General features: G+C 68.4%; 25 protein-coding genes and 1 tRNA gene. 15 read left to right on the top strand and 11 right to left on the bottom strand.

The features are described 5' to 3' along the window. Positions 1-16: 16 nt before the first annotated feature. Both FY251_RS20190 and pccA read right to left on the bottom strand, forming a co-directional pair. Positions 17-1,162 carry a biotin--[acetyl-CoA-carboxylase] ligase gene (locus FY251_RS20190; protein WP_148416770.1) on the bottom strand — a complete coding sequence of 382 codons (1,146 nt, stop codon included), beginning with the start codon at positions 1,160-1,162 and terminating at the stop codon, positions 17-19. A gap of 66 nt (positions 1,163-1,228) precedes the next feature. Beyond that, positions 1,229-3,028 carry a propionyl-CoA carboxylase biotin carboxylase/biotin-carboxyl carrier subunit gene (pccA, locus tag FY251_RS20185; RefSeq protein WP_148416769.1) on the bottom strand — a complete coding sequence of 600 codons (1,800 nt, stop codon included), beginning with the start codon at positions 3,026-3,028 and terminating at the stop codon, positions 1,229-1,231. 197 nt (positions 3,029-3,225) lie between these two features. Here pccA and asd point away from each other — a divergent pair, with 197 nt between their 5' ends. The 5 genes from asd to FY251_RS20160 all read left to right on the top strand — a co-directional run bounded on the left by asd (position 3,226) and on the right by FY251_RS20160 (position 6,718). Continuing rightward, complete coding sequence (gene asd, locus FY251_RS20180; RefSeq protein WP_148416768.1) at positions 3,226-4,260, top strand: aspartate-semialdehyde dehydrogenase; 1,035 nt, start codon at positions 3,226-3,228, stop codon at positions 4,258-4,260. Positions 4,261-4,372: 112 nt separating this feature from the next. Next, positions 4,373-4,894, top strand: coding sequence for an HPP family protein (locus tag FY251_RS20175; RefSeq protein ID WP_089781427.1), 522 nt, complete (start codon positions 4,373-4,375; stop codon positions 4,892-4,894). Positions 4,895-5,217: 323 nt separating this feature from the next. Next, positions 5,218-5,487, top strand: a complete 270-nt coding sequence (locus tag FY251_RS20170; RefSeq protein WP_007274626.1) for a hypothetical protein — start codon at positions 5,218-5,220, stop codon at positions 5,485-5,487. Between the two features lie 112 nt (positions 5,488-5,599). Next, positions 5,600-5,800, top strand: coding sequence for a hypothetical protein (locus tag FY251_RS20165; protein WP_148416767.1), 201 nt, complete (start codon positions 5,600-5,602; stop codon positions 5,798-5,800). 186 nt (positions 5,801-5,986) lie between these two features. Continuing rightward, complete coding sequence (locus tag FY251_RS20160; protein WP_148416766.1) at positions 5,987-6,718, top strand: hypothetical protein; 732 nt, start codon at positions 5,987-5,989, stop codon at positions 6,716-6,718. Positions 6,719-6,975: 257 nt separating this feature from the next. On the opposite strand, the gene FY251_RS20155 is transcribed toward FY251_RS20160, so the two are convergent. Then, positions 6,976-7,046 (bottom strand) — tRNA-Pro (locus tag FY251_RS20155). Positions 7,047-7,218: 172 nt separating this feature from the next. Here FY251_RS20155 and FY251_RS20150 point away from each other — a divergent pair. Further along, positions 7,219-7,503 carry a hypothetical protein gene (locus FY251_RS20150; RefSeq protein WP_148416765.1) on the top strand — a complete coding sequence of 95 codons (285 nt, stop codon included), beginning with the start codon at positions 7,219-7,221 and terminating at the stop codon, positions 7,501-7,503. A gap of 8 nt (positions 7,504-7,511) precedes the next feature. Here FY251_RS20150 and FY251_RS20145 read toward each other — a convergent pair whose 3' ends face one another. The 4 genes from FY251_RS20145 to FY251_RS20130 all read right to left on the bottom strand — a co-directional run bounded on the left by FY251_RS20145 (position 7,512) and on the right by FY251_RS20130 (position 10,855). Then, on the bottom strand, positions 7,512-8,381 hold the full coding sequence (locus FY251_RS20145; RefSeq protein WP_148416764.1) for an RNA-guided pseudouridylation complex pseudouridine synthase subunit Cbf5: 870 nt from the start codon (positions 8,379-8,381) through the stop codon (positions 7,512-7,514). 2 nt (positions 8,382-8,383) lie between these two features. Next, positions 8,384-8,962: a (d)CMP kinase gene (gene cmk, locus FY251_RS20140; protein WP_148416763.1), complete on the bottom strand. Its 579-nt coding sequence runs from the start codon at positions 8,960-8,962 to the stop codon at positions 8,384-8,386. Between the two features lie 194 nt (positions 8,963-9,156). Next, on the bottom strand, positions 9,157-10,077 hold the full coding sequence (locus FY251_RS20135) for a DUF106 domain-containing protein (protein ID WP_148416762.1): 921 nt from the start codon (positions 10,075-10,077) through the stop codon (positions 9,157-9,159). A 151-nt stretch (positions 10,078-10,228) separates the two neighbouring features. Next, complete coding sequence (locus FY251_RS20130; protein WP_148416761.1) at positions 10,229-10,855, bottom strand: adenylate kinase; 627 nt, start codon at positions 10,853-10,855, stop codon at positions 10,229-10,231. 208 nt (positions 10,856-11,063) lie between these two features. On the opposite strand from FY251_RS20130, the gene FY251_RS22715 reads away from it, so the two are divergent. From FY251_RS22715 to kynU, 8 genes are all read left to right on the top strand, one after another. Next, complete coding sequence (locus FY251_RS22715) at positions 11,064-11,210, top strand: hypothetical protein (RefSeq protein WP_187367460.1); 147 nt, start codon at positions 11,064-11,066, stop codon at positions 11,208-11,210. Continuing rightward, on the top strand, positions 11,207-12,235 hold the full coding sequence (locus FY251_RS20125) for a YeiH family protein (RefSeq protein ID WP_148416760.1): 1,029 nt from the start codon (positions 11,207-11,209) through the stop codon (positions 12,233-12,235). The genes FY251_RS22715 and FY251_RS20125 overlap by 4 nt, the downstream gene beginning before the upstream one ends. Before the next feature lie 39 nt (positions 12,236-12,274). Then, positions 12,275-12,670, top strand: coding sequence for a hypothetical protein (locus FY251_RS20120; protein WP_089781408.1), 396 nt, complete (start codon positions 12,275-12,277; stop codon positions 12,668-12,670). A 193-nt stretch (positions 12,671-12,863) separates the two neighbouring features. Continuing rightward, positions 12,864-13,352: a universal stress protein gene (locus FY251_RS20115; protein WP_148416759.1), complete on the top strand. Its 489-nt coding sequence runs from the start codon at positions 12,864-12,866 to the stop codon at positions 13,350-13,352. Beyond that, complete coding sequence (locus tag FY251_RS20110) at positions 13,349-15,568, top strand: amino acid permease (RefSeq protein ID WP_148416758.1); 2,220 nt, start codon at positions 13,349-13,351, stop codon at positions 15,566-15,568. Before FY251_RS20115 ends, FY251_RS20110 begins: the two co-directional genes overlap by 4 nt. A 124-nt stretch (positions 15,569-15,692) precedes the next feature. Next, positions 15,693-16,643, top strand: a complete 951-nt coding sequence (locus tag FY251_RS20105) for an alpha/beta fold hydrolase (RefSeq protein ID WP_148416757.1) — start codon at positions 15,693-15,695, stop codon at positions 16,641-16,643. A 377-nt stretch (positions 16,644-17,020) separates the two neighbouring features. Then, entirely contained in the window at positions 17,021-18,064 is a 1,044-nt protein-coding gene (locus FY251_RS20100; RefSeq protein WP_148416756.1) for an AIR synthase family protein, read from the top strand. 69 nt (positions 18,065-18,133) lie between these two features. Further along, on the top strand, positions 18,134-19,483 hold the full coding sequence (kynU, locus tag FY251_RS20095) for a kynureninase (RefSeq protein ID WP_148416755.1): 1,350 nt from the start codon (positions 18,134-18,136) through the stop codon (positions 19,481-19,483). A 24-nt stretch (positions 19,484-19,507) separates the two neighbouring features. Here kynU and FY251_RS20090 read toward each other — a convergent pair whose 3' ends face one another. The 4 genes from FY251_RS20090 to FY251_RS20075 all read right to left on the bottom strand — a co-directional run bounded on the left by FY251_RS20090 (position 19,508) and on the right by FY251_RS20075 (position 21,740). Continuing rightward, entirely contained in the window at positions 19,508-20,206 is a 699-nt protein-coding gene (locus tag FY251_RS20090) for an SDR family NAD(P)-dependent oxidoreductase (RefSeq protein WP_148416754.1), read from the bottom strand. A 72-nt stretch (positions 20,207-20,278) separates the two neighbouring features. Next, positions 20,279-20,698 (bottom strand): desampylase, encoded by a 420-nt coding sequence (locus FY251_RS20085; protein WP_148416753.1) that lies wholly within the window; start codon positions 20,696-20,698, stop codon positions 20,279-20,281. Then, positions 20,685-21,254, bottom strand: a complete 570-nt coding sequence (locus FY251_RS20080; protein ID WP_148416752.1) for an NUDIX domain-containing protein — start codon at positions 21,252-21,254, stop codon at positions 20,685-20,687. Before FY251_RS20080 ends, FY251_RS20085 begins: the two co-directional genes overlap by 14 nt. 72 nt (positions 21,255-21,326) lie before the next feature. After that, positions 21,327-21,740: an Lrp/AsnC family transcriptional regulator gene (locus tag FY251_RS20075; protein WP_148416751.1), complete on the bottom strand. Its 414-nt coding sequence runs from the start codon at positions 21,738-21,740 to the stop codon at positions 21,327-21,329. Positions 21,741-21,837: 97 nt separating this feature from the next. Between FY251_RS20075 and carA the strand changes: the two genes are divergently transcribed. Next, on the top strand, positions 21,838-22,817 hold a 980-nt coding region (gene carA / locus FY251_RS20070), incomplete at its 3' end, for a glutamine-hydrolyzing carbamoyl-phosphate synthase small subunit (RefSeq protein WP_148416750.1).

Here is a 22,817-nt window from a genome sequence, read left to right as displayed (position 1 = left end):
GGGTCCGGTCGCGGCCTCAGCGCCCGACGTCGGCCGGGCGCAGGTGCTCGCAGTCGCCGGCGTGGACTCGTTTTTCGCCCTCGCCGGTTCGGACGACGAGCGTGCCGGGGTGTTCGATATCGACTGCTTCTCCCTCGATGACGCCGCTCGCGGTGTGGACGCGGACCCGCCTGCCGAGCGTGTCCGCCCGCTCGCGCCACGCCGGCAGCACGGCGTCGAGGTCGCCGCGCAGTTCGTCGAAGCGTTCGAGCACCCGCTGGACGAACACGCGGCGCTCGACGGGGCCGGCCTCGGCGGCGACGCTCGTCGCGCCCTCGGGGAGGTCCGCGGGGTCGAGGTTGACGTTGATTCCGGGACCGATGATGAGCCACGAGACGCGGTCGGCCTCGCCTTCCATCTCGGTGAGGATGCCACAGAGCTTCCGGTAGCCGCGGTCGGCGGGCGTGTCGGCGTCTGCGGGCGTGTCGGATTTCGAACTGCCACTCGCTTCGCTCGCGGAAATACCGTCTGCGTTCGCAGACGAACTGCCACTCGCTTCGCTCGTGGCAACGCCACCGGCGTGAGCCGGTGAACCTCCGCTCGCTTCGCTCGCGGAGACACCGTCGGACGCTGACGCGCCCGACGGGTTATCGTTCGCTTCGCTCACGATAACGTCGTTCGGCCACTTGATGCTCGCGTCAACCCCGGCCTCGCGCGCCGCGTCACAGACGGCGACGGCCATCGCCAGCGTGTACAGCGGGGCGTACGCCGGCGGTTCGTCCGGACGGACGAGGAGACTCATCCAGACGCCGCCGTCCGGTGCGGACCACTCCCGGCGTTTCCTGCCTCGGCTCGCGGTCTGCTCGCGGGCGACGACGACCACGTCGCTCGCGCCCTCGGCGGCGAGTTCGCGGGCGCGGTCGTTCGAGGAGTCGAGCGTCTCGTGGAACTCCACGTCGTAGTCGACGCCGAGGCCGTACTCGATTGCTGGACCGCCGTATTCGGGGACGTCGGTGACGACGTAGCCGCCGTCGGCGCTCTCGACGCCGAACCCCTCGTCGCGGAGTGCTTCGACGTGTTTCCAGACCGCGGCGCGGGAGACGCCAAGTCGGTCGGCGAGGTCGGGCCCGGAGACGGGGCCCGCGGCGAGTGCGTCGAGGAGGGCGCGTCGCGTATCGCTCATGGAGGCCGGTACCGCCGCACGGGAAAAGAGGTTCGCGGTTCGAGCGTCGGTCCCGAGGCCCCGAGACTATTCGAGGACGAGCAGCACGTCGCCCATGTCGACGCTGTCGCCCTCGGAGACGAGGACCTGCGAGACGGTGCCGCCGCGCTCGGCGACCACGTCGTTTTCCATCTTCATGGCTTCGAGGATGCAGACGGTGTCGCCGGGTTCGACCTCGTCGCCCTCCTCGACTTCGACCGAGAGGATGGTCCCCTGCATCTCGGCGGTGACGGACTCGCCGTCGCCCTCGATAACCTGCTGGGCGTCGTCGTCGCCGCCGTCGTCGCGGCGCTTGCGCGGCCCGGAGGAGTTGGATTTCGCCGAGGCGTCGCCGACCGGGATGGCGGGCGCGCCGCGCTCTTCGAGGCTGACCTCGAAGCGCTTGCCGTTGACCTCGACGGTGAAGGTCCGCTCCGTGACCTCGTCGTCGTCGTCATCGTCGGCGACGGCCTCGGGCGACCAGCGCTCGACGGCGGCCTGGATGCGGTCGGGATCGAGCACCTCGTCGAGGTACTTCGTCGTGTGGCTCCCCTCACGGAACGCCTCGTCGGTGAGCATGAGGCGGTGGAACGGGATGACCGTGCGAAGCCCCTCGATGTCGAACTCGGCGAGCGCGCGCTCGGCGCGGGCGAGGACCTCCTCGCGGTCCGAGGCGGTGACGATGAGCTTGGCTATCATCGAGTCGTAGTCGCCGCCGATTTCGTCGCCCTGACGCACGGCGTCGTCCATGCGGACGCCGATGCCGCCCGGCGGGTCGTAGGTCGCGAGCGTGCCCGTCGCGGGCGCGAACTCCTTTTCGGGGGCCTCCGCGTTGATGCGGAACTCCATCGAGTGCCCCTCGATGTCCACGTCGTCCTGCGAGAAGTCGAGTTCCTCGCCGGCGGCGACGCGCAGCTGCCACTTCACCACGTCGAGACCCGTCACTTCCTCGGTGACGGTGTGTTCGACCTGGATGCGCGTGTTGACCTCCATGAAGTAGAACTCGCCGTCCTCGACGAGGAACTCCACGGTGCCGGCGTTGGTGTAGTCGGCGGCGCGGACGCCGCGACGGGCGGCCTCGCCGATGCGCTCGCGGAGGTCGTCGGACAGCGCCGGCGACGGGGCCTCCTCGATGACCTTCTGGTGGCGGCGCTGGAGCGAGCAGTCGCGCTCGCCGAGGTGGCGGACGTTGCCGTGCTCGTCGGCGAGAATCTGCACCTCGATGTGCCGCGGCGCTTCGAGGTACTTCTCGACGTAGACGGAGGCGTTGTCGAAGTACGCCTCGCCCTCGCGTTTGGCGGTCTCGAACTGCTCGTCGACCTCGCCTTCGGAGTGGACGACCTTCAGGCCGCGGCCGCCGCCGCCGCCCTCGGCCTTGATTGCGACCGGGTAGCCGAACTCGTCGGCGACGGCCTTCACGTCGTCGGCGGAGTCGGCGGGCTCGGTCGTGCCGGGGACGACCGGCACGTCGGCGTCCTGCATGAGCGAGCGGGCCTTCGTCTTCTCGCCGAGGCGCTCCATGGCGTCGGCCGACGGGCCGACCCACTTGAACTCGGACTCCTCGACCTTCCGGGCGAACGCGGCGTTCTCCGCGAGGAAACCGTAGCCGGGGTGGATGGCGTCGGCGTCGGCCTTCCGCGCGGCCTCGATGACCGACTCGTGGTCGAGGTAGGAGTCGGCCGCGCGGGCGGGACCGATGTTGTACGCCTCGTCGGCGTACCGCACGTGTCCGCCGTGTTTGTCCGCCTCGCTGTAGACGGCGACGGTCCGGACTCCTAACTCCTCGCAGGCGCGCATGACGCGCACCGCGATCTCGCCTCGGTTGGCGACGAGAACCTTGCTGAACATTTGCGGTAGTCTTTCAGGGAACCGCACGTTATTCTATCGATTTTCCCAACGCACGTCGGTGGTCGATTCGACAGACGACGATTTACGTGTTCGACCGTGATAGAACGCCCGAGCTTACACTTCTCTGGCACTATCAGCCGCGAATACTGGTTCAAATCCAAACGGCCTTATGCGTGTGCCACACTACGACACGGGTAATGGCAGTACGAGTCGGCATCCTCGGTGCAACCGGCGCAGTCGGACAGCGATTCATCCAACTCCTCGACGACCACCCGACGTTCGAACTCGCGGCGCTGACCGCGAGCGAACAGAGCGCGGGCAAGCGGTACGACGAGGCCGCGAAGTGGCGCGTCAACACGCCCATCCCTGACGACGTGGCCGCGATGGAAGTCGGCAGCACCGACCCCGCGGCCGTGCCCGACGACATCGACCTCCTGTTTTCGTCGCTCCCGTCGTCGGTCGCCGCCGAGGTCGAACCCGCGTTCCTCGAAGCGGGCTACGTCGTCTCCTCGAACTCCTCGAACGACCGTATGGCCCCCGACGTGCCGCTCACGATTCCGGAGATCAATCCGGAGCACCTCGACCTCATCGAGGTCCAGCGCGACCAGCGCGGCTGGGACGGCGCGCTCGTGAAGAACCCGAACTGCTCGACCATCACGATGGTCCCGACGCTCGCCGCGCTCGACCAGTTCGGCCTCGAACGCGTCGACGTCACGACCCTGCAGGCGGTCTCGGGCGCGGGCTACGACGGCGTCACCTCGATGGAGATTATCGACAACGCCATCCCGCACATCGGCGGCGAAGACGAGAAGATGGAGACGGAGTCCCGAAAGCTTCTGGGCTCGTTCGACGGCGCGGAGGTCGCGCTCCACGACGCCGAGGTCAACGCCTCGTGTAACCGCATCCCGACGCTCGACGGCCACCTCGAAAGCGTCTTCGCCGACCTCGCCGACGACGCCTCCCCCGAGGACGTCGCCGCCGCGATGCGCGAGTACCCCGGCGTCAACCTCCCGAGCGCGCCCGAACGGCTCATCCACGTCTTCGAGGACGAGTTCCGCCCGCAGCCCCGTCTCGACCGCGACCGCGGCGACGGGATGCAGATCTCGGCCGGCGGCATCCAGGCCACCGAACACGGCGTGAAGTACAACTGCCTCGCGCACAACACGATTCGCGGCGCGGCCGGTGCCTCCGTTCTCAACGGCGAACTGCTCGCTCAAGAGGGCTGGATTTAGGCTTACCTCGCCCGTCGGCGTCGCTTCCGGGCGGCTCTTGGCGTCGTCGGCGTTCCCTTCGGCTCGCCCGAATCAGACAACGTTTTCACGCGACACCGACAGAGCGTGTCCTATGTCCCGGCGCGGTCTCGAAACGGGGCTCTCCGCCGGCCTGCTCGTCGCCGCGCTCGGCGGCATCGCGTGGGCCACCGGGGAGCCGTTCGTCTTCCCGAGCCTCGGCCCCACGGCGTTCGTCCTCGCGTTCCGGCGGCGCAGCGGACGCGCTCGTTCGACCCGCATCGTCGTCGGCCACGCCGTCGGTGCCGTCGTCGGCTTCGCCGCCTACGCGCTCGTCGCCTCCGGCGCGACGCTCGACCCGTCGCTCTCGGCCGCGTCGACTGACACGCTTCGGCTCGTCGCGAGCGCGGCGCTCTCGGTCGCCGCGACGAGTTGGGGGATGGTGGAACTCGACGCGGTCCATCCGCCGGCCTGCGCGACGACGCTCATCGTCTCGCTTGGCCTGCTCTCGACGCCGCGGTCGGTCGCGACTATCGTCGCAAGCGTGGTCGTTCTCGTGGGAGTCCATCGGGCGGCGGACGCGATGCTCTCAGGGGGATACGGAGACGCCCGCACCGACGCGGGCGCGCGGCGTTGAGAGTCGCTTTCGGACGCCCCCCGGTGCCGAGGCGACGTGGATACCGCTCGAACCGAGAGACGCGGGAGAATGGGTGGTGTGGAGGACAAACGAATCCGTTCGTCACCCCGATGTGCCTCTGACAGCAGCAAATAGTAACTCGTCACCGAGTTACTTATGTATTCTGTGAATCACGTTCGCATCGGGCGCGCTAGCGCCTACCGCGCCCATCCGTGGCAGTTCCCGTCCCCGGAAGGGGTCTCCCCCGACTGAAATTCCGCGACAAGAGACTCCTCCGACGACAGGTATATGAGGCATGGTCACAATTGACACGCTGTATCGCTATGAAGCCGTGCCACAGTTGTCAGGCGGTTATCGACGAGTACATCCTGGACAAAAAGCTCGAAGTGCTGCGCGACCTCACGGTTGACGACTTCAACCTGTGTGCGGACTGCACGACAGTCGTCGCCGATGCGTGCGTGGAATGCGGCGGTGGCGTCTATGTCCCGCGGGGCGAAACGACGGTCCCCGACTACTGTCCGGCGTGCCGCGCGGACCTCATCCGGCGGACGGGCACCGACCCCGGCTGGACCTGCGATGCCGTCTCGACCTGAATAGCGGTTCTCGGCCGTTTTTTGCGTCGTTGCATGGGTGTGGAGAGGAATCCCGCCGCGTCGGTCTCGGAGTCGCCACGAGGCTTTTGTCCGCCGCCGCGAAAGCTGTCGTATGGCTGAACGGACGATGGTCGAATTCGTCGAAGAGTGGCAACGCGGCGCGTTCCTCCTGTTCGGGTCGGCGCTCGTCGGCGGCGTCTCCGCGGTGTTCGTCGGGTCGCTGCGACCGGGGACGCCGCTGGGACTGATTACGTTCTTCGTCGGGTCGGCGCTGGCGTTTCTGTCGTTCTCGTATCTGTTTTACGGGGAGTGAACGTCGTGGCTCATCGATGTCCGGTGGCTACCTCTTTGAGTCCCCACCCTCTCGCCGTCTGCGAGGCGGTCGGCGAATAGCCGGTCGGTCAGTCCGGCGGTGGCGGTGTTCGATGAACGCGGCTGTCGTTCTCAACTCTCGTAAATTCACACATAGTACTATACCGAACAGGGTCTGAGTCGTCCTATGAACGCCGACATACCCGCGATCATATACCAACAGTTGACGGCCCCGTTCCGACCGAGTGGTCGGAACGCGACGTTAAACGGCGTCCGTGTCGAGTCGAAGACGATCTGGACCGACGAGGTGCTCCCGGACGCTGTTACGAAGTTCGTCGTCAACGACGAACCCGCGTATGAATACCAGTACGTCAGGGGGCTCTCGGACGTTTGTTCCGCTGGTTCCGAAGTCACGCTTATCGGTGGTGGCGAGGGCGTCTCGACGGTGAGCGCGGCGGAGATGGTCGGGCCGGACGGCTTCGTGACCACGTACGAAGGCGGCGAAGACCAGGTCCGAGCGGGGCGCAGAACGCTCCAACTGAACGACGTGCAGAACGCGCAGATTCGACACGCGGTCGTCGGCGACGACGTCTCTTTACGCTCGAACAAAGGTAACGCGGACGTCGTTCCGGTCTCCGACGTTGCGGAGTCGGACGTCCTCGGTATCGACGCGGACGGGGCGGAGTTCTCCATCCTTCGTTCCCTCGCTGGCATCGGTCAACCGCCGGAGAGACTCGTCGTCGAGCATCACGCGGTGCGCAACGACGGAGAGGTCGTCGTTGAGTTCGATCGGGACGAGGTCGTGTCCCTGCTCGAAACCGCGGGCTACGAGGTGACGAAAGAGTACTGCGACGCTCGGGGCGCAAACTACGGAAAAGACGCGGAGATTATCCTCGTTTGTGAGCATAATACGGTTTGAAGCGACACCCGCCAGTCGGCTCTCGGTCGCAAGGAGATACGAGCCCGTGTACTTCAACCGCGGAGGCGACGGCGTCGCTAGCGTCCGAGGTGACGAATTCCGCTGAAACGTGACCGCACGTGGGGGTCTCGCGGGTCACGCGGACCACCCCTCAGAGTGGCTTTTTAAGTGGGGTTTTATTTCCAGATAATATCTGTGTGCAAAATGTACAGAGAACTCTTGTACTCCCAGTAATGTTAATCCACGAACGTAAGAAGTGGGACCGCTGAGAGTCGAACTCAGGTCCTACCGACCCCATCGGCAGAGGATACCACTACCCCACGGTCCCGGGGTGCAATCGAACGGATGCGTGTCTCGCGGTTAAGCCCTTCGTTTCGTCGCGGCGGCGCGAGGGTCTGCCGTGCCACGGTTTGGCATCGGCGTCGTGCGGTTCGGACGGCTCCGAGTCGGTGGCACCGGCCGCGGGTACGCTTTTGTCGCTCCGCGGACAACGTCGACGTATGGCCCTGCCCCTCCAGAGCCTCCCGCTCGCCCTTCTCCCGTTCGTCGTGCTGCTCCTCGTCCTCATCGCGCTGGGCGTCGCGGCCGCCCGATGGTGGTCGATTCGTCGCGGCGGCGGGTCCGAACCGGCCGCGGACCGAGACGAGGAGTCGCACGGCTACCCGCTGGCGTCGTGGCGCTACGTCTACGACCTCGACAAATCGGACGCGAAGCGAGAGGTCGCCTCGGTCAACGAGCAGGCGGAAACGCTCGCGGACGCGGACAGAAAGCGCCGGAGAAAGTAGACCCCGCTTCAGACCAACACGGCCTCCAGCGAGACGACCGTCCCCGAGTCGGCGTCGGCGTCGCCGACGAGTTCGCCCAGACAGACCGCGGAGCCGTCGTCGGTGACGCAGGCGACGAGATCGCCGCGGGCGGCGTCGGCGTCGACGTCGAAGACGCCGGGCGCGTAGACGGGCGCGCCGTTGGCGACTTCGCGGGCGGCGCTGTTGGCAATCGTGACCGACGGGAGGTGCGACAGCGCCCGTTCGGCGGGCGAGACAACGTCGCGGAGCCACGACTCGTCGCCCTCCGCGGCGAACGCGAGGGCGTCTCTGAGGTCGTGGAGCGTCGCGAGGTCCGCGTCGTCGAAGGGGTCGGTCGCGGTCCGGCGGAGGTGGCCCATGTGGCCGCCGGTGCCGAGCGCGAGGCCGAGGTCGTGACACAGCTTTCGGACGTACGTGCCCGATTCACAGCGGATGCGCAGGAGCGCCTGTCTGTCTCTCACTTCGAGGAGGTCGAGGTCGTAGATTTCGCGGACGCGGAGCCGGCGCGAGACGGCGGACTTCCGCGGGGGCTTCTGGTAGAGCTTCGACTCGAACTCGGCGACGGTCGAGTCGATGTCGGCCGGCGCGGGTCCGTGGAGTTCGAGCACGGAGACGTACTCCTTCGAACCTTCGAGGAACACCTGCGCCATACGGGTCGCGTCGCCGAGGAGCGTGGGGAGACAGCCGGTCACCTTCGGGTCGAGCGTCCCCGAGTGGGCGGCGCGGTCGACGTCGGCCATGTCGCGGACCCAGCCGGTGACCTGGTGGGCCGACGGCCCCGGCGGCTTGTCGAGGTTGACGACGCCGAACGAGAGCAGGTCGTCGACGCTCCGGCGTTCGGGCGGGTCTCGGAGCATGGTCAGAAGTCGTAGCGGACGCCTTCGACCGGGTATTTGCCCTCGTCGGCCTCGGGGTCGTAGGAGTCGACCGCGGCGACGCAGACGGCCGTGACCTCGTCGGGACCCCAGCGGGCGGTGTTGAGCGCGATATCGTAGATAGAGAGGTCCGTGATGTCGATGTCGTAGTACGCGTCGTACCGCTTGGCCTCGCTCGCCTCGCGGGTCGTGGTCTCCTCGCGGGCGATGTCGGGCGCTTTGTCCTCGCGGTCGGCGATGCGCTCGGCGCGGACGTCCACGGGGGCGTCGAGCCAGAAGCGGAGGTCGGCGGCGTCGCCGGCGAGCCAGCCGGCGAGTCGGGATTCGAGGAGCACGTCGTCGCGGTCGAGGGCGATGTCGCGGAGGCGGCGGTCGAGGTCGCGGTCGATCTGGTCGTCCTCCTCGGCGAGTTTGTTGAACTCGACGGCGGTCATGTCGCGCTCGGCGGCGAGCTCGCGGAAGATGTCCCCGCCGCTTATGTGTTCGAGGTCGAACGCCTCGGCGAGCGCGGCGGCGGTCGTACTCTTCCCGCTGCCCGGTGGTCCGGAGACGGTCAGTAACATATCCATGCTGGGTGCGGTCGGCTAAAAGGTGTTATCGTTGCCGACGGCCCCTGCGGAGGCTTCTCACGGGTATCGTGGCGGCTTCGAGGGAGATTCTCGCGGCCGGCGAGCGTCGGAAACGGAGAGAAAGCGAGTTACTTCGCGTCGATTCGATTCAAGTCGAATCGACCGGGTCGACTGTCGCCCGAACCGGCTTACGACGCCGACGGCGACATGTCGATGTTGAGCGACTTGCGGATGATCTGGGTGAAGCCCATCGAGCAGAGGAAGTACCAGACAATCCACGCCTGCATGGGGCCGAGGACGCCCTGCGTCCACTCGGCGGTGCCGACGAGCGGGAGCACGATGGTCCCGGCGTCGATGTGTGGCTGGGCGTTGCCGCCGACGCCGATGGCCCAGTACATCCAGAGGAACACCGGAATGGTGAGGAACATGATCCAGACCATCGGGCGGAACTGCTCTTTGAACATGCCCATCTGGTCGCCCATCGCCTCCATCTGCTCTTCTTGAATCTTTTCGAGCTCCGCGTCGTCGCCGCGCTCCTTGGCGTCCTTCTGCCGCTGTTGGATGTTCTTCATCCGCTCTTGGTACTTGCCCATCTTCTCCATGTCCATGAGGTTCGCCTGCAGGAGCGTGGAGTAGAGGCCGGTGGCGAGCGCGAGAACCATCACGACGGCGTAGAACGGAAGCATCCCCGCGACCGGGCCGAGGACGACGTCCATCACGCCGCCGATGACGTTTCGGACCTCGGAGACGGAGTAGCCGAGGAACAGGCCGACCGTGACGACGGCCGCGCCCTTGTCGTACTTCGACCACGAGGAGTCGCCGGTGTCGACGTCGGTCGACGAGGACGACGACGACCCGCCGGAGCCGGACGTGTCGTCTTCGAGGCCGGCGCGGGTCTCCCCCACGTCGGCGAGCCGGAACCCCTCGTCGCCGTCGACGAGGATACCCTTCTCGATGAGGCGACCCCACTGGCCGCTCGTGAGCTCGTCGCGAACGTCGGCCCACTCGACTTCTCCGTCGTCCGCCCTGTCGAGGACGGTCTCGACGGCGGCGCGCATGTCGGCGTCGGAGCCGACGAGGTCGCGCACCCGAGATTCGATTCGTGCCATTACCGGCTCTTTAGCAACCGGCTGTTATCAAGGTTTTACTCTGCGGACGACAGCGAGTGCGCCGGCGGCGGTGCGGACGGTCGCGTCTCGGTCGGTGAAAAACGTCGCGTCGAACTGCGTCGATGAGGGGGTTCGCGCGTCGAACCCGCGCTCAGGCGTCGTCGACGACGGACCGGATGTCCTCGAAGACCTCGTCGGGGGTCCGTTCGCCGTCGACCTCGACGAGGACGCCCTCGTCGCGGTAGTGCTCGATGACGGGTTCGGTGTTCTCCTCGAACACCGACAGGCGCTCGCGGACGGTCTCTTCGGTGTCGTCGTCGCGCTGGACGAGTTCGCCGCCGCAGTCGTCGCAGACGCCCTCCTCTTCGGGCTGGTTGAACTTCACGTGGAAGTTCGTGCCGCAGTCGTCGCAGACGCGGCGGCCGGTGAGGCGCTCGACGAGCTCGGACTCGGCGACCCGCAGGTAGATGACCGCGTCGAGGTCGGTGATCTCGGTGAGGTACTCCGCCTGCGAGAGGTTCCGCGGGTAGCCGTCGAGGACGTAGCCGTCGGCGTCTTCCAGCGCGGCCTCGACGATTTCGTTGACGACCGCGTCGGGGACGAGTTCGCCCTTCTCCATGAACGAGCGGGGCGTCCCGTACTCGGTCTCCATGTCCTTGTTCGCGCGCAGCGCGTCGCCGGTGGTGACGTGTTCGACGCCGTAGGTCTCGGCGAGTCGCTTCGACTGTGTGCCCTTACCTGCGCCCGGCGCTCCGAGCAGGAGGATGCGCTTTCCCATATCTGACCCCATCCGGCGAGAGCATATAGTGTTGAAGATACGTACTGAGTTCTGCGACGGCGACGGTCAGAGGAATGGGATAATGTTGCTCATTGTTCGTCGGCTTACAGCTCGATCGACCGGACCACCGCCGATTTGGCGGATATTATTGCTGTTTTCACAGACGGAAGCGACACGTTCAACGGCGCGGCCCTCGTGGCACCGACAGATGCGCGACTCGTCTCTCATGCGCGACGCGCTCGGCGCGACCGCCGTCGAGCGCGCGTACGGACTGTGGTGTTCACTCGAACGCGGCTGGCGCGCGACCGCCCTCGGACTCGTCGTCGTGACCGTCCTCGCGGCGCTCGGGCCGTGAGCACCGGGGAGAACTCGGACGCCGAGAACGCCGGCATCAGTCGGCTCGCGCGACTCGCGCCGGGCGTCGCCCTCCTCGTCGCCCTCGCGGGGGCGGCCACCCTCGTCGCCGGCTTCGTCCCCGGCGTCAACGCGCTCCTGCTCGGCGTCTTCTTCGGGGCCGCCGTCGCCAACACGGTCGGCGTCCCCGACTGGGCGCGCCCCGGCGTCGACACGCAGAAACTCCTCCTCGAAACGGGCATCGTCCTGCTCGGCGCTCGCATCGCCGTCGACGAACTCGTCGCCTCCGGGCCGGTGTTGGTCGCGCTCGTCGTCGTCACCGTCGCCGCGGGAGTCCTCCTCGTCGAGGCCGTCGCCGGGCGCGTGTTCGGCCTCGCCGACAAGACCGGGTCGCTCCTCGCGGCGGGCGCGAGCGTCTGCGGCGTCTCCGCGGCCACCGCCATCGCCGGCACCATCGACGCCGACGGCGAGTCGCTCGCCCACGTCGTCGCCGCGGTCCTCCTGTTCGACGCGCTCACGCTCGCGGTGTTCCCCATCGCCGGCGACCTGCTCCCGCTGTCCGGCCGCCAGTTCGGCATCTGGGCCGGTCTGAGCATGTTCAGCACCGGCCCCGTCACCGCGGCCGGCTTCGCCCACTCCGAGGTCGCCGGGCGCTGGGCGACCGTGACCAAACTCGCGCGCAACTCGATGCTCGGCTTCGTCGCCGTCGGCTACGCGGTTCGATACGCCGGCCGCGCCGAGGAGGCCGCCACCGGCCTGCGCGCCGTCTTCGACGGCGTCCCGCGGTTCCTCGTCGGCTTCGTCGCCGTCGCGGCCGTCGCCAACCTCGGCCTGCTCTCGGAGGCGACGCTCGCCACCGTCGGCACCGCCAGCGACGCCCTGTTCGCGCTCGCGTTCGTCGGTCTCGGTCTCGACGTCCGCCTCGACGCGATGCGGCGGACGGGCGCGGCCCCGCTGGGCGTCCTCGGACTGCAACTGCTCACCGTCAGCGCGCTCGCGCTCGCCGCCGTCATCGCGCTGTTCTGACGCGGGCCGCTTTTGTACCGCGCGGCTGTACCGTTCCACATGACCCGATTCGAGGCCGACACGCCCCGCGAGCGCCGGAAGCTCTTCGCCGACGCCGTGTCGGCGCACCGCGACCGCGGCAGCGCCTTTCTCACCATCGAGGCCGAGCGCCTCGACGACCTCGACGGCGAGGGCCCCGGCCCGTGGATTCAGTTCGCCGACCAGACGTTCAACATGGACGTGACAGAGGCGGAACTCGACCGCCTCAAGACGCTCCTCTCGGAGTTCCCCGAGTTCCGTATCGACAAACTGGAGAGCCCCGAGGAGGCCGAGGGGACGAACGTCCGCATCACCGCCCGCTCGGACGCCAACCGTCTCGCCGGCTTCGCCGACCGCGTCTTTCAGGCGGTCTACGGCCGCGACGAGGCGTATCGGGCGTGGGTCACCGCGGTCTGAGGCGGGGCCGTCGCCCCGGGGTCGACTCAGCCGACACCGTACCCCGGTTTGCGAACTTCTAAACCGATTGCCGCACAACCCCGGCGTATGAATTCCCGACGGTCACGTTGTGAATCGGGTGTAGTCGTCCCGGCACAATCCCGTTCCGCCGGGCGGAACCGCTTTTGTCACACCGCGCTCGCGGGCTCGACACATGACTGAGCACGTCGACCCGCTGTTCTCGCGTCCCCTGCTCCCGCTCGCGAACGCGGACGACGCCGAACTCACCTGCGCCGCCGCGTTCCCGCGCATCGCCGCGGCCGGCGGTCGGGCCTCCGTCGTCCACGTCATCGAGAAGGCGGGCGGCGCGCCGGACAAAGCGGGCGTCGAACAGCGCGAGGAGGTCGCCGACGAACTGTTCGATGTCGCCCGCCGCGCCGCGGACGACGCCGGCATCGACCTCCACACCGACCTCCGGTTTGCGACCGATGTCGGCGACGCCATCCTCGAAGCCGCCGCCGAGACCGACGCGACGGCAATCGTCTTCACCCCGCGCGGCGGTCGCTCGTGGTGGGACCTGTTTTCGGGCGCGGTCCGCGATCAACTGGTCCGGCACAGCGACCGCCCCGTGGTCGTCCTGCCGGCAGCGGACGCTGCGGACGTCGACACCGACGACGCGGACGACACCGGGGGTGAAAGATGACCGACGAGGAACTCGCAAAAGACCTCGGTCCGCTCGCGGCGTTGACTATCGGTATCGGGACGATGATCGGCGCGGGCATCTTCGTGCTTCCCGGCGCCGCGGTCCAGCAGGCCGGGCCGCTGTCGGCCGCCGCGTTCGTCCTCGGCGGCGTCATCGCGCTCTTGACCGCCGCGTCGGCCAGCGAACTCGGCACCGCGATGCCGAAGTCCGGCGGCGCGTACTACTACATCAACCACGCGCTCGGCCCGCTGTTCGGGAGCGTCGCCGGCTGGGGCAACTGGATGGGGCTCGCGTTCGCCTCCGCGTTCTACATGACCGGCTTCGGTCAGTACGTGGTGACGTTCCTCCCCATCCCGAGCCTCGTCCTCGGCGGTGTCACGGTCTCCGCCGTGAAGCTCGTCGCTCTCGCGGGCGGCCTCCTCTTCGTGTTCATCAACTACGTCGGCGCGAAGGAGACGGGCAAGCTACAGAACGCCATCGTGCTCATTCTACTGGCCATCCTCGCCGTGTTCACGGTGTTCGGACTCCTGAACGCGGACCTCGCCAAACTCCGCCCGTTCGTCCCGCCGGACAAGGGCGTGTCGCCGCTCCTGCCCGTGACGGGTCTCATCTTCGTCTCGTACCTCGGCTTCGTGCAGATAACCTCCGTCGCAGAGGAGATCAAGAACCCCGGCAAGAACCTCCCGCGGGCCGTCCTCGGTAGCGTCGTCATCGTGACCCTGGTGTACGCGCTCGTCCTCCTGACCGTGCTGGCCGCGGTCGACAACAGCCTCGTCGCCGGCAACGAGACCGCCGTCGTCGACGTCGCCCGGCTCCTCATCGGTCCGGTCGGCGCGGGTGCGATGCTGTTCGGCGGCCTCCTCGCGACGGCCTCGTCCGCGAACGCCTCGATTCTCGCCTCCTCGCGCATCAACTTCGCCATGGGGCGCGACCGCATCGTCTCCGCGGAACTCAACGAGATTCACCCCCGGTTCGGCACGCCGTACCGCTCTATCGCGATCACCGGCGGGTTCATCCTCCTGTTCATCCTGCTGGCCGACGTCAGCACCCTCGCGAACGCCGGGAGCGTCCTCCACCTCATCATCTACGGACTGCTCAACGTCGCGCTCGTCGTGATGCGCGTGTCCGACCCCGAGGACTACCAGCCGGACTTCCGAGTCCCGCTGTACCCGTTTACTCCCATTCTCGGGGCGATAACGTCGTTCGCTCTCATCGCCTTCTTCGCCGACACCATCATCCTCCTCGCGGTCGGCTTCGTCGTGTTCGCCATGCTGTGGTACGCGGCCTACGCCCGCACCAGGGCGACGAAGCAGGGCATCCTCGGGAAGTACCTGCTTCAGCAGTCGGAACAGCTCCCCGACGCCGCGGTCTCGGCCGCCACGTCGGTCCAACCCGACGGCGGCTACCGCGTCATGGTCCCGCTCGCGAACCCCGAAAGCGAGCGCGACCTCGTGTCGCTCGCCGGCTCGGTCGCCAAGGCCAACGACGGGACGCTCGTCGGCGTTCACATCGTGAAAGTGCCGGACCAGACGGCCCTCGAATCGGCCCGCGAGGAGTACGACTTCGCCGAGGCCGACCGCCTGCTCGAACAGGCCCGCGCCGACGCCGACGAACTCGACGTGGACATCGAGACGCACACCGTCCTCTCGCATCGGTCGTTCGAGGAGGTGTTCGACGCGGCGGAGACCTACAACGCCGACCTCGTCGTCATGGGCTGGGGCCCCGACAGCCACGGGTCGCCCGGCCGCGCCGAGAGCGCGTTCGAGGAGATGACCCACTCGCTCCCCTACGACGTGTTGGTGCTGAAAGACCGCGGCTTCGACCCCTCGCACGTGCTCGTCCCGACCGCCGGCGGCCCGGACTCCGACCTCTCGGCGTCCATCGCCTCGGTCCTCCGGGAGTTCTGCGACGCGGAGGTCGAACTCCTCCACGTCGCCGACGACGAGGCGGAGGGCGAGCGCTTCCTGCAGGAGTGGGCCGACGAGCGCGGCCTCGGCGACGCCACGCTCACCGTCGAGACCGGCGACGTCGAGGCGGCCATCGAGTCCCACGCGACCGACGCCTCGCTCCTCGTCATCGGCGCGACGGAACGCGGCCTCCTCTCGCGGCTGGTCCGCGGCACCGTCGTCATGGACGTCGTCGAAGACGTGGAGTGTTCGGTGCTCATGGCCGAACAGAGCCGCACGCGGAGCATCAGAAAGCGCCTGTTCGGGTAGCCCGCCGCCGGTCGAGCCTCGCCCGGCACCGACCCATCCCACCCCGCGGAACCGACGCGTTTCTCGCAGACGACGGCCGCGCGCCGCCGCGGCACATTTGTCTCTCGCCGCCGTAGCGAGGGGTATGGCGAAGCAATCGGGGCTATCGTGGGACGACGTGGAACTCCCCGTCGAGGCGGCGAGCCGTCGTATCGAAGTGGGCGAGGTCACGCTCCACGCGGTCGAAGCCGGACCGGAAGACGGCGACCTCGCCGTGCTCCTCCACGGCTTCCCGGAGTGTTGGTACGCGTGGGCGGACTACCTCCGCCCGCTTTCCGAGGCGGGCTACCGGGTCGTCGCGCTCGACCAGCGCGGCTACAACCTGAGCGACCGCCCCTCGGGCGTCGAGTGGTACAGCATCGACGAACTCGCCGGCGACGTCGTCGGCGTCGCGGACGCGCTCGGCTACGAGAAGGCCCACGTCGTCGGTCACGACTGGGGCGGCGCGGTGGCGTGGTGGACCGCGCTCCACCACCCGGACCGGGTGCGCTCGCTCACCGCGATGAACCTCCCGCATCCCGCGGTGTTCGCCCGCCACCTCCGCCGCGACCCGGCCCAACAGCTCCGGAGCTGGTACGTCCTGTTCTTCCAACTCCCGAAGCTCCCCGAGCTCGTCGCGCCCGTCGGCGACTGGGCCGTCTTGGAGCGGGCGATGACCGGCTCCGCGCTCCCCGGCACGTTCTCGGCGACCGACCTCGACCGCTACCGCGCCGCGTGGTCGGTGCCGGGTGCCTACGGGTCGATGGTGGACTGGTATCGCGCGGTCGTCCGCGAGCGCCCGCGCCCCCGCGCCGAGACGGTCGAACCGCCGACGCTCGTCGTCTGGGGGAGCAAAGACAGGTTCCTCCGGCCGAAAATGGCGCGCGAGAGCCTCGCGTTCTGCGAGGACGGCCACCTCAAGACGTTCGACGAGGCGACCCACTGGGTCCACCACGAGGAGCCGGTCGCCGTCGCCCGATCGGTCGTCGAACACCTCGACGACGCGTGGCGAACGCCGAACAACACCCCCGACGAAGCGGGCCACCGACCGGTCTGAGCGACGGGGGCGATTTCCCCGATGCGGCAGTATTTGCTGACGCCTCGTTGGAGATATATAGGTCCATCGAGGGAACTTAGCGAGGTTCTTGTAGGTCCGGCGTTCACGTTGAATCGACGCGGGAGCAGTCCGGTGGTGGGACTTTCCATGCCCCTTCGAACCGTCTCCGCGTCTCTTCATGAGCAGGGACGGGGGACCGTCCCGCCTTTCGACCGGCGAGCGGCCGCGTCGGCGAGTCGGTCGAGCGCGACCCGCGCCGAGACCGAGACCGAGACCGAGACCGAACCCGGGATTCTCCGGTCCCGGGCCCGGGGCCGCCTCCGACCCCGCCGGCGGCGGATGAGTACGTTCTTACTCGCGGCCCTCCGAGGTCGCGTATGACCGACCTCGGAAAGGTCGACCGCGAGTTCTTCGACGAGTACATCTACCCGCGGCTGGGCGCGGCCCGCGACGACGTGGCGCTCGGCCCGACCCACGGCGTCGACTTCGGCCTCCTCGACGTCGACGGCACCGCCGTCGCCATCGCGACCGACCCCGTCTCCGTGCTCCCCGCGCTCGGCTTCGAGCGCGCGGGCCGCTTCGCCATCGACATCGTCCTCTCGGACATCGCCGTCTCGGGGCTGGACCCCTCGCACCTCGCCGTCTCCTTTACGCTGCCGCCCGAGATGACCGATGGGCAGTTCGCCGAGCTCTGGGGCGCGATGCACGACGAGGCCGACGACCTCGGCGTCAGCATCGTCACCGGCCACACCGCCCGGTACGCCGGCTGTTCGTACCCGTGGGTCGGCGGCGCGACCGCCCTCGCCGTCGGCGACCACGACGACGTGGTCCGCCCGGACGGCGCGAAACCCGGCGACGACGTGCTCGTGACGAAGGGACCGGGCGTCGAGGCGACCGGCCTCCTGACGACGCTGTTCCCGGACGCCTTTTCCGACCTCGACGCCGACGTGCTCGCCGCCGCGCAGGCCCGACTCGACGAGACCGACGCCGTCCGCGACGCGATGACCGTCTCGGCCGCCGGCGGCCGCGGCGTCCACGCCATGCACGACGCCACCGAGTGCGGCGTCCACGGCGCGCTCAACGAAATCGCCGAGAGCGCGGGCGTCCAACTCGAAATCGACGAGTCGAGCGTCCCGCTCCGGCCCGGCGTCCGCGAGACCTGCGACTTCCTCGGCATCGACCCGTGGCGCTCGACCACCGCGGGGTCGCTCGTCGTCGCCACGGACCCCTCGGTCACGGACGACGTGGTCGCCGCGCTCGACGCCCGCGGCACCCCCGTCGGCGTCGCCGGCACCGTCGTCGCGGGCGAGGGCGTCGTCGTCGACGGCGAGCGCATCGAACACCCCGACGTGGACCCCTCGTGGGCCGCCTACGAACGACTCGCTCGCGAGGCCGAGTCGTCGGCGGCCGACACCGAATAAGCGGACCCGCCACTCGGTTTCCAGCGCGGGCCGCGTACCTACTTGTCGCGCCGACACTTCGAGACGGGTATGACCGACCCCGACGACTCCGGCAATCCCGCCGACTCCGACGACCCTGACGACCTCGGCGACCTCGGCGACCTCGGCGACCTCGACGACTTCACCGTCGACGCCGCCCGCGAGCTTGACGCCGCGGACCCGCTTTCGGACCTCCGCGACCGCTTTTTCGTTCCCGAGGGCGAACTGTACCTCGACGGCAACTCGCTCGGCCCGCTCTCGGTCGACGCGGAAGCCGCGCTCGACCGCGTCGTCGACGAGTGGCGCGACCTCGCCATCCGCGGGTGGACCGACGCCGACCCCGAGTGGTTCAGCTACGGCGAGCGACTGGGCGACCGACTCGCGCCCCTCGTCGGCGCGACGCCCGAGGAGGTCGTCGTCGCCAACTCCACGACGGTCAACATCCACGCGCTCGTCGGGACGTTCTACGACCCCGCCCGCGGCGAGCAAATCGTCGTCGACGACCTCGACTTCCCGACGGACCACTACGCGATTCGCGCGCAACTCCGGGCGGCCGGCCGCGACCCCGACGAGGCGCTTCGCGTGGTCGAGAGCCGCGACGGGCGGACCATCGAGACCGAGGACGTGCTCGCCGCCATCGACGACGACGTGGGCATGGTGTTTCTCCCGTCGGTCCTCTATCGGAGCGGCCAACTGTTCGACGTCGAGACCATCACCGAGGCGGCTCACGAGGCCGGCGCGCTGGCCGGCTTCGACCTCGCGCACTCGGTCGGCGCGGTCCCGCACCGACTCTCCGAGGTCGGCGTGGACTTCGCCGTCTGGTGTCACTACAAGTACCTCAACGCCGGTCCCGGTTCTGTCGCCGGCCTCTACGTCAACGAGCGCCACTTCGGCGTCACGCCCGCGCTCGCCGGCTGGTGGGGCAACGACAAGGAGACGCAGTTCGACATGGCGATGACCTACGAACCGGCGCAGTCCGCCGGCGCGTTCCAGTCCGGGACGGTTCCGGTGCTGTCGGCGGCCCCCCTCGACGGCGCGCTCGATATCGTCGAGGACGCCGGCGGCGTGGCCGCCCTCCGCGAGAAGTCGCTGGCGCTCACGGACTTCCTCATCGACCTCGTGGACGACAGACTGCCGGAGTGCGAGGTCGGCACCCCGCGAGACCCCGCGGCCCGCGGCGGCCACGTCGCGGTCGAACACCCCGAGGCCGACCGCGTCAGCCTCGCGCTCAAGGAGCGGGGCGTCGTCGTTGACTTCCGCCGGCCGAACGTCGTCCGCATGGCTCCCGCGCCGGCCTACGTCGGCTTCGAGGACGTGTACCGGGCGGTCGAGCACTTCCGCGAGATTCTGGACAGTGGCGAGTACGAGGCGTTCGAGAAACGGAGCGGCGGCGTGACGTGATGACCCGGTGAAATCGTCGGTCGCTTACCAGTCGATGACTTCCTTGTCGCGCCAGAACTTCCCCGCGGGCGCGCCGGGCTTGAACGTGGCGAGCCACGTCGGCGTCTCCGCGCCTTTCTCGACCGGCCGGTTGGCCTCCTCGCCGCCCATGTCGGTGCGGACCCAGCCGGGACACACCGAGTTGGCGATGAGGCCGTCGTTTCCGTACTGGCCGTCGAGATAGGCGGTGAGGCCGTTGAGGCCGGTCTTCGAGATTCGATACGCGGGCGACCCGCCGGACTGCTCCTCGCCGAGCGCGCCCATGCCCGAGGAGACGTTGACGACGCGGCCGCCGTCGGACTGGAGGAGGAGCGGAACGGCGTGCTTGCACAGGAGCATCGGCCCGCGGAGGTTGACGCCGAGCGTGCGGTCGATTCGGTCGGTCGGTTCGGCGACGATATCGTCACCATCCTCGGCGATGCCGGCGTTGTTGACGAGGATGTCGAGTCGGCTCTGGTCGGCGAAGACGCCGTCGACGACCTCCTCGATGTCGCCCTCTTGGGTCACGTCGAGGAGGACGCGCTCGGTTCCCTCGGGCGTCTCGTTCGTGACGCTTCGGGAGCCCGCGTACACCGTCGCGCCGCGGTCGCGGAGGTTCTCGGCTATCTGACGGCCGATGCCTCGGTTCGCGCCGGTGACGAGCGCGACCTGTCCGTCGAGGTCGTCGTAGCGGTCGGGTTCCATGGACGGGTCTGCGAACTGAGAAAGGATATTCTCACCGAAGCGCGCCGACGGTTCCGGGTCGGCGGTGGTAAACTACTCGACCGCGACGGCGAGCTCGCGGAACTCGTCGCCGGTCCACTCGTGGGCGGACAGTCGCCCGTCGGGCGAGCAGATGAGATAGACGTGACCCGGCCACGACGCCTGTTCCCGGTCGGTCGCGCTCGGCACGGGGTCGGACTCGGGATGCGAGTGGTAGAACCCGACCGCGTCGCCGCCGGCCGATTCGACCGCTTCGATAATCGAAACCGTCTCTGCGGGGTCGAGTTCGTAGGCGACTCGCGGCTCGTCGGCGACGTTCGAAACGGGGTGGGTCGCGGTGACGGCGCGCGCGTCGCTGTCGCCGGCGAGGACGCCGCAGACCTCCGCGGGCGGGTCGCGGGCGGCTCCCTCGCGGGCGTGCGAGAGAATCGAATCCCGCGCGTCGTCTGCGAGGGTGAGCCTACTCGAAGTCACGGCGCATGGCGATTTCGAACCACGGGCAGAGGCGCAGTTGGCGGTACCACTCGGGGTGGTCGTGGAGGTGCTCGTAGTCCGCCCAGAGCATGCCCGCAATCTCGTCTTCGTCGGGGTCGAGGGAGGTGTCTTCGAGCGTGACCTTCAGGACGGCACAGACCTCCCATTCGAGGCCGGCGCTCTCGTAGTAGCGCTTGTACTCGAACTTGTCCGTGACGCGGAGGTCGGAGTACTGGTCGGGCGTGATGCCGAGTTCCTCTTCGAGGCGCTCTTCGGTGGCTTCCTCTTGGGTCTGGCCCTCGACGGGGTGGGAGGCGACGGTGCCGTCCCACGAGGTGTCCCACAGGCGCTTGTTGGGCGCGCGCTGGGCGAGGAGTATCTGGCCCTCCTCGTTGAACACGAGGCAGGTGAAGGCGCGGTGGCGGATGCCGTCGCCCGTGTGCGCGTCGAGTCGGTTGACCGTCCCCTCCGCGTTGTCGTCGGCGTCGACGGCGATGACGTCCTGCGCTGCGTTCTCGTGGAGTTCAGTAGCCTCGTCGGCCGCTGCGTTGCTCATGTGCCTTCCGTCGGAGTCGGGGGTCAACTAAGCTTCGATGCGAACCGGGTGCCGCGGGTCGGTGGCGCGCCGTCAGCCGAGGCGCTCGTCGAGAATCAGGCGGGTCTTGGTGCTCTTGACGTCGTCGTGCTCGCGGGCGCGGGTGATGAGTTCGTTGACGGCGCGGGTGTCCGCGGCGTCGACGACGAGGACGATGTCCTCCTCGCCGGAGACCTGCCAGACGAAGTCCACGTCCTTCCAGTCGGCCATCAGCTCGGAGACGTCGTTGGTGTCGACGTCGACCGCGACGGTCACCTCTATCATCGCCTTCAGGTTCCCCGTGCGGGTCGAGATGGTAAAGCGCTCGATGACGCCCTCCTCGACCAACCGCTCGACGCGGTTTCTGACGGTCCCCTCGGAGGTCCCGACCTCGGCGGCGATCTCCGTGTTGGGGGTCCGAGCGTCCCGTCGAAGGATATCGAGGATGCGTCGATCAAGCTCGTCCATACTCCACGTGTCCCCCCCAGCGACTTACCGATTACGAATTTCGCAACTCGACTTCGAAAGCAACACTTATGCACCCGTGTTCCGTTCGTTTCTCGTAATGTCGGACGCCTATCTGGCGCTGGAAGACGGACGCGTGGTCGAAGCGCGCGGCCGTGTTCCGGGGCGCACACGCGGTGAACTGGTGTTCACAACCGCATATACGGGATACGAAGAGAGTCTGACCGACCCTTCGTACGAAGAGCAAGTCCTCACCTTCTCGTACCCCCTCATCGGGAACTACGGCGTCCGAGCCGAGCGATTCGAGTCCGACCGGGTCCACCCTCGGGCGGCCGTCGCACGCGAGTTCACCGAGGAAGTCGTCGAGTGGCTCGCCGACGAGGGCGTCCCGGCGGTCGACCACCTCGACACGCGCGACCTCGTCACGTCCATCCGCGAGGAGGGCGCGATGAAGGTCGGCATCGCCGTCGGCGAGGACGTGACCCCGGAGGACGCGAAGGAGGAACTCGCGCAGTGTAAGGGCATGAGCGAGCACGTCGACATCGGCGCGCAGGTCACCACGACCGAACTGACGACGTTCGAGGGCGACGGCGACACCACCGTCGCGCTCGTCGACTGCGGCGCGAAGGGCTCCATCGTGGACTCCCTCGTCGACCGCGGCGCGACGGTCCACGTGCTCCCCTACGACGCGGCCGCCGAGGACGTGTCCGCGCTCGACCCCGACGTGCTTTTCATCTCGAACGGCCCCGGCGACCCCGAGAACTACACCGCGACGCGTGACCTCGTCGAGGAGTTCGCCGGCGAGGTCCCGCTGGCGGGTATCTGCCTCGGCCAGCAGATCGTCGCCAGCGCGCTCGGCGGCACCACCGAGAAGATGGCCTTCGGCCACCGCGGCGTCAACCAGCCGGTCCGCGACCTCCGGAGCGGAAAAGTCGTCATGACGACCCAGAACCACGGCTACACCGTCGCCGACCCCGGCGACCAACTCGACGTGACGCAGGTCAACGTCAACGACGACACCGCGGAAGGCCTCGCCAGCGAGGAACTGAGCGTCATCACGCGCCAGTACCACCCCGAAGC

Origin of the sequence: Haloferax sp. KTX1 (genome assembly GCF_902410085.1) — an archaeon.
Classification (GTDB): domain Archaea; phylum Halobacteriota; class Halobacteria; order Halobacteriales; family Haloferacaceae; genus Haloferax; species Haloferax massiliensis.
The sequence above is the reverse complement of the archived record's forward strand: the minus strand, read 5'-3'. Positions and strand labels throughout refer to the sequence as shown.

Coding starts and splice junctions, on each gene's coding strand:
- FY251_RS20190 (WP_148416770.1), bottom strand. CDS start 1,162: ATGAGCGATACGCGACGCGCCCTCCTCGACGCACTCGCCGCGGGCCCC.
- pccA (WP_148416769.1), bottom strand. CDS start 3,028: ATGTTCAGCAAGGTTCTCGTCGCCAACCGAGGCGAGATCGCGGTGCGC.
- asd (WP_148416768.1), top strand. CDS start 3,226: ATGGCAGTACGAGTCGGCATCCTCGGTGCAACCGGCGCAGTCGGACAG.
- FY251_RS20175 (WP_089781427.1), top strand. CDS start 4,373: ATGTCCCGGCGCGGTCTCGAAACGGGGCTCTCCGCCGGCCTGCTCGTC.
- FY251_RS20170 (WP_007274626.1), top strand. CDS start 5,218: ATGAAGCCGTGCCACAGTTGTCAGGCGGTTATCGACGAGTACATCCTG.
- FY251_RS20165 (WP_148416767.1), top strand. CDS start 5,600: ATGGCTGAACGGACGATGGTCGAATTCGTCGAAGAGTGGCAACGCGGC.
- FY251_RS20160 (WP_148416766.1), top strand. CDS start 5,987: ATGAACGCCGACATACCCGCGATCATATACCAACAGTTGACGGCCCCG.
- FY251_RS20150 (WP_148416765.1), top strand. CDS start 7,219: ATGGCCCTGCCCCTCCAGAGCCTCCCGCTCGCCCTTCTCCCGTTCGTC.
- FY251_RS20145 (WP_148416764.1), bottom strand. CDS start 8,381: ATGCTCCGAGACCCGCCCGAACGCCGGAGCGTCGACGACCTGCTCTCG.
- cmk (WP_148416763.1), bottom strand. CDS start 8,962: ATGTTACTGACCGTCTCCGGACCACCGGGCAGCGGGAAGAGTACGACC.
- FY251_RS20135 (WP_148416762.1), bottom strand. CDS start 10,077: ATGGCACGAATCGAATCTCGGGTGCGCGACCTCGTCGGCTCCGACGCC.
- FY251_RS20130 (WP_148416761.1), bottom strand. CDS start 10,855: ATGGGAAAGCGCATCCTCCTGCTCGGAGCGCCGGGCGCAGGTAAGGGC.
- FY251_RS22715 (WP_187367460.1), top strand. CDS start 11,064: ATGCGCGACTCGTCTCTCATGCGCGACGCGCTCGGCGCGACCGCCGTC.
- FY251_RS20120 (WP_089781408.1), top strand. CDS start 12,275: ATGACCCGATTCGAGGCCGACACGCCCCGCGAGCGCCGGAAGCTCTTC.
- FY251_RS20115 (WP_148416759.1), top strand. CDS start 12,864: ATGACTGAGCACGTCGACCCGCTGTTCTCGCGTCCCCTGCTCCCGCTC.
- FY251_RS20110 (WP_148416758.1), top strand. CDS start 13,349: ATGACCGACGAGGAACTCGCAAAAGACCTCGGTCCGCTCGCGGCGTTG.
- FY251_RS20105 (WP_148416757.1), top strand. CDS start 15,693: ATGGCGAAGCAATCGGGGCTATCGTGGGACGACGTGGAACTCCCCGTC.
- FY251_RS20100 (WP_148416756.1), top strand. CDS start 17,021: ATGACCGACCTCGGAAAGGTCGACCGCGAGTTCTTCGACGAGTACATC.
- kynU (WP_148416755.1), top strand. CDS start 18,134: ATGACCGACCCCGACGACTCCGGCAATCCCGCCGACTCCGACGACCCT.
- FY251_RS20090 (WP_148416754.1), bottom strand. CDS start 20,206: ATGGAACCCGACCGCTACGACGACCTCGACGGACAGGTCGCGCTCGTC.
- FY251_RS20080 (WP_148416752.1), bottom strand. CDS start 21,254: ATGAGCAACGCAGCGGCCGACGAGGCTACTGAACTCCACGAGAACGCA.
- FY251_RS20075 (WP_148416751.1), bottom strand. CDS start 21,740: ATGGACGAGCTTGATCGACGCATCCTCGATATCCTTCGACGGGACGCT.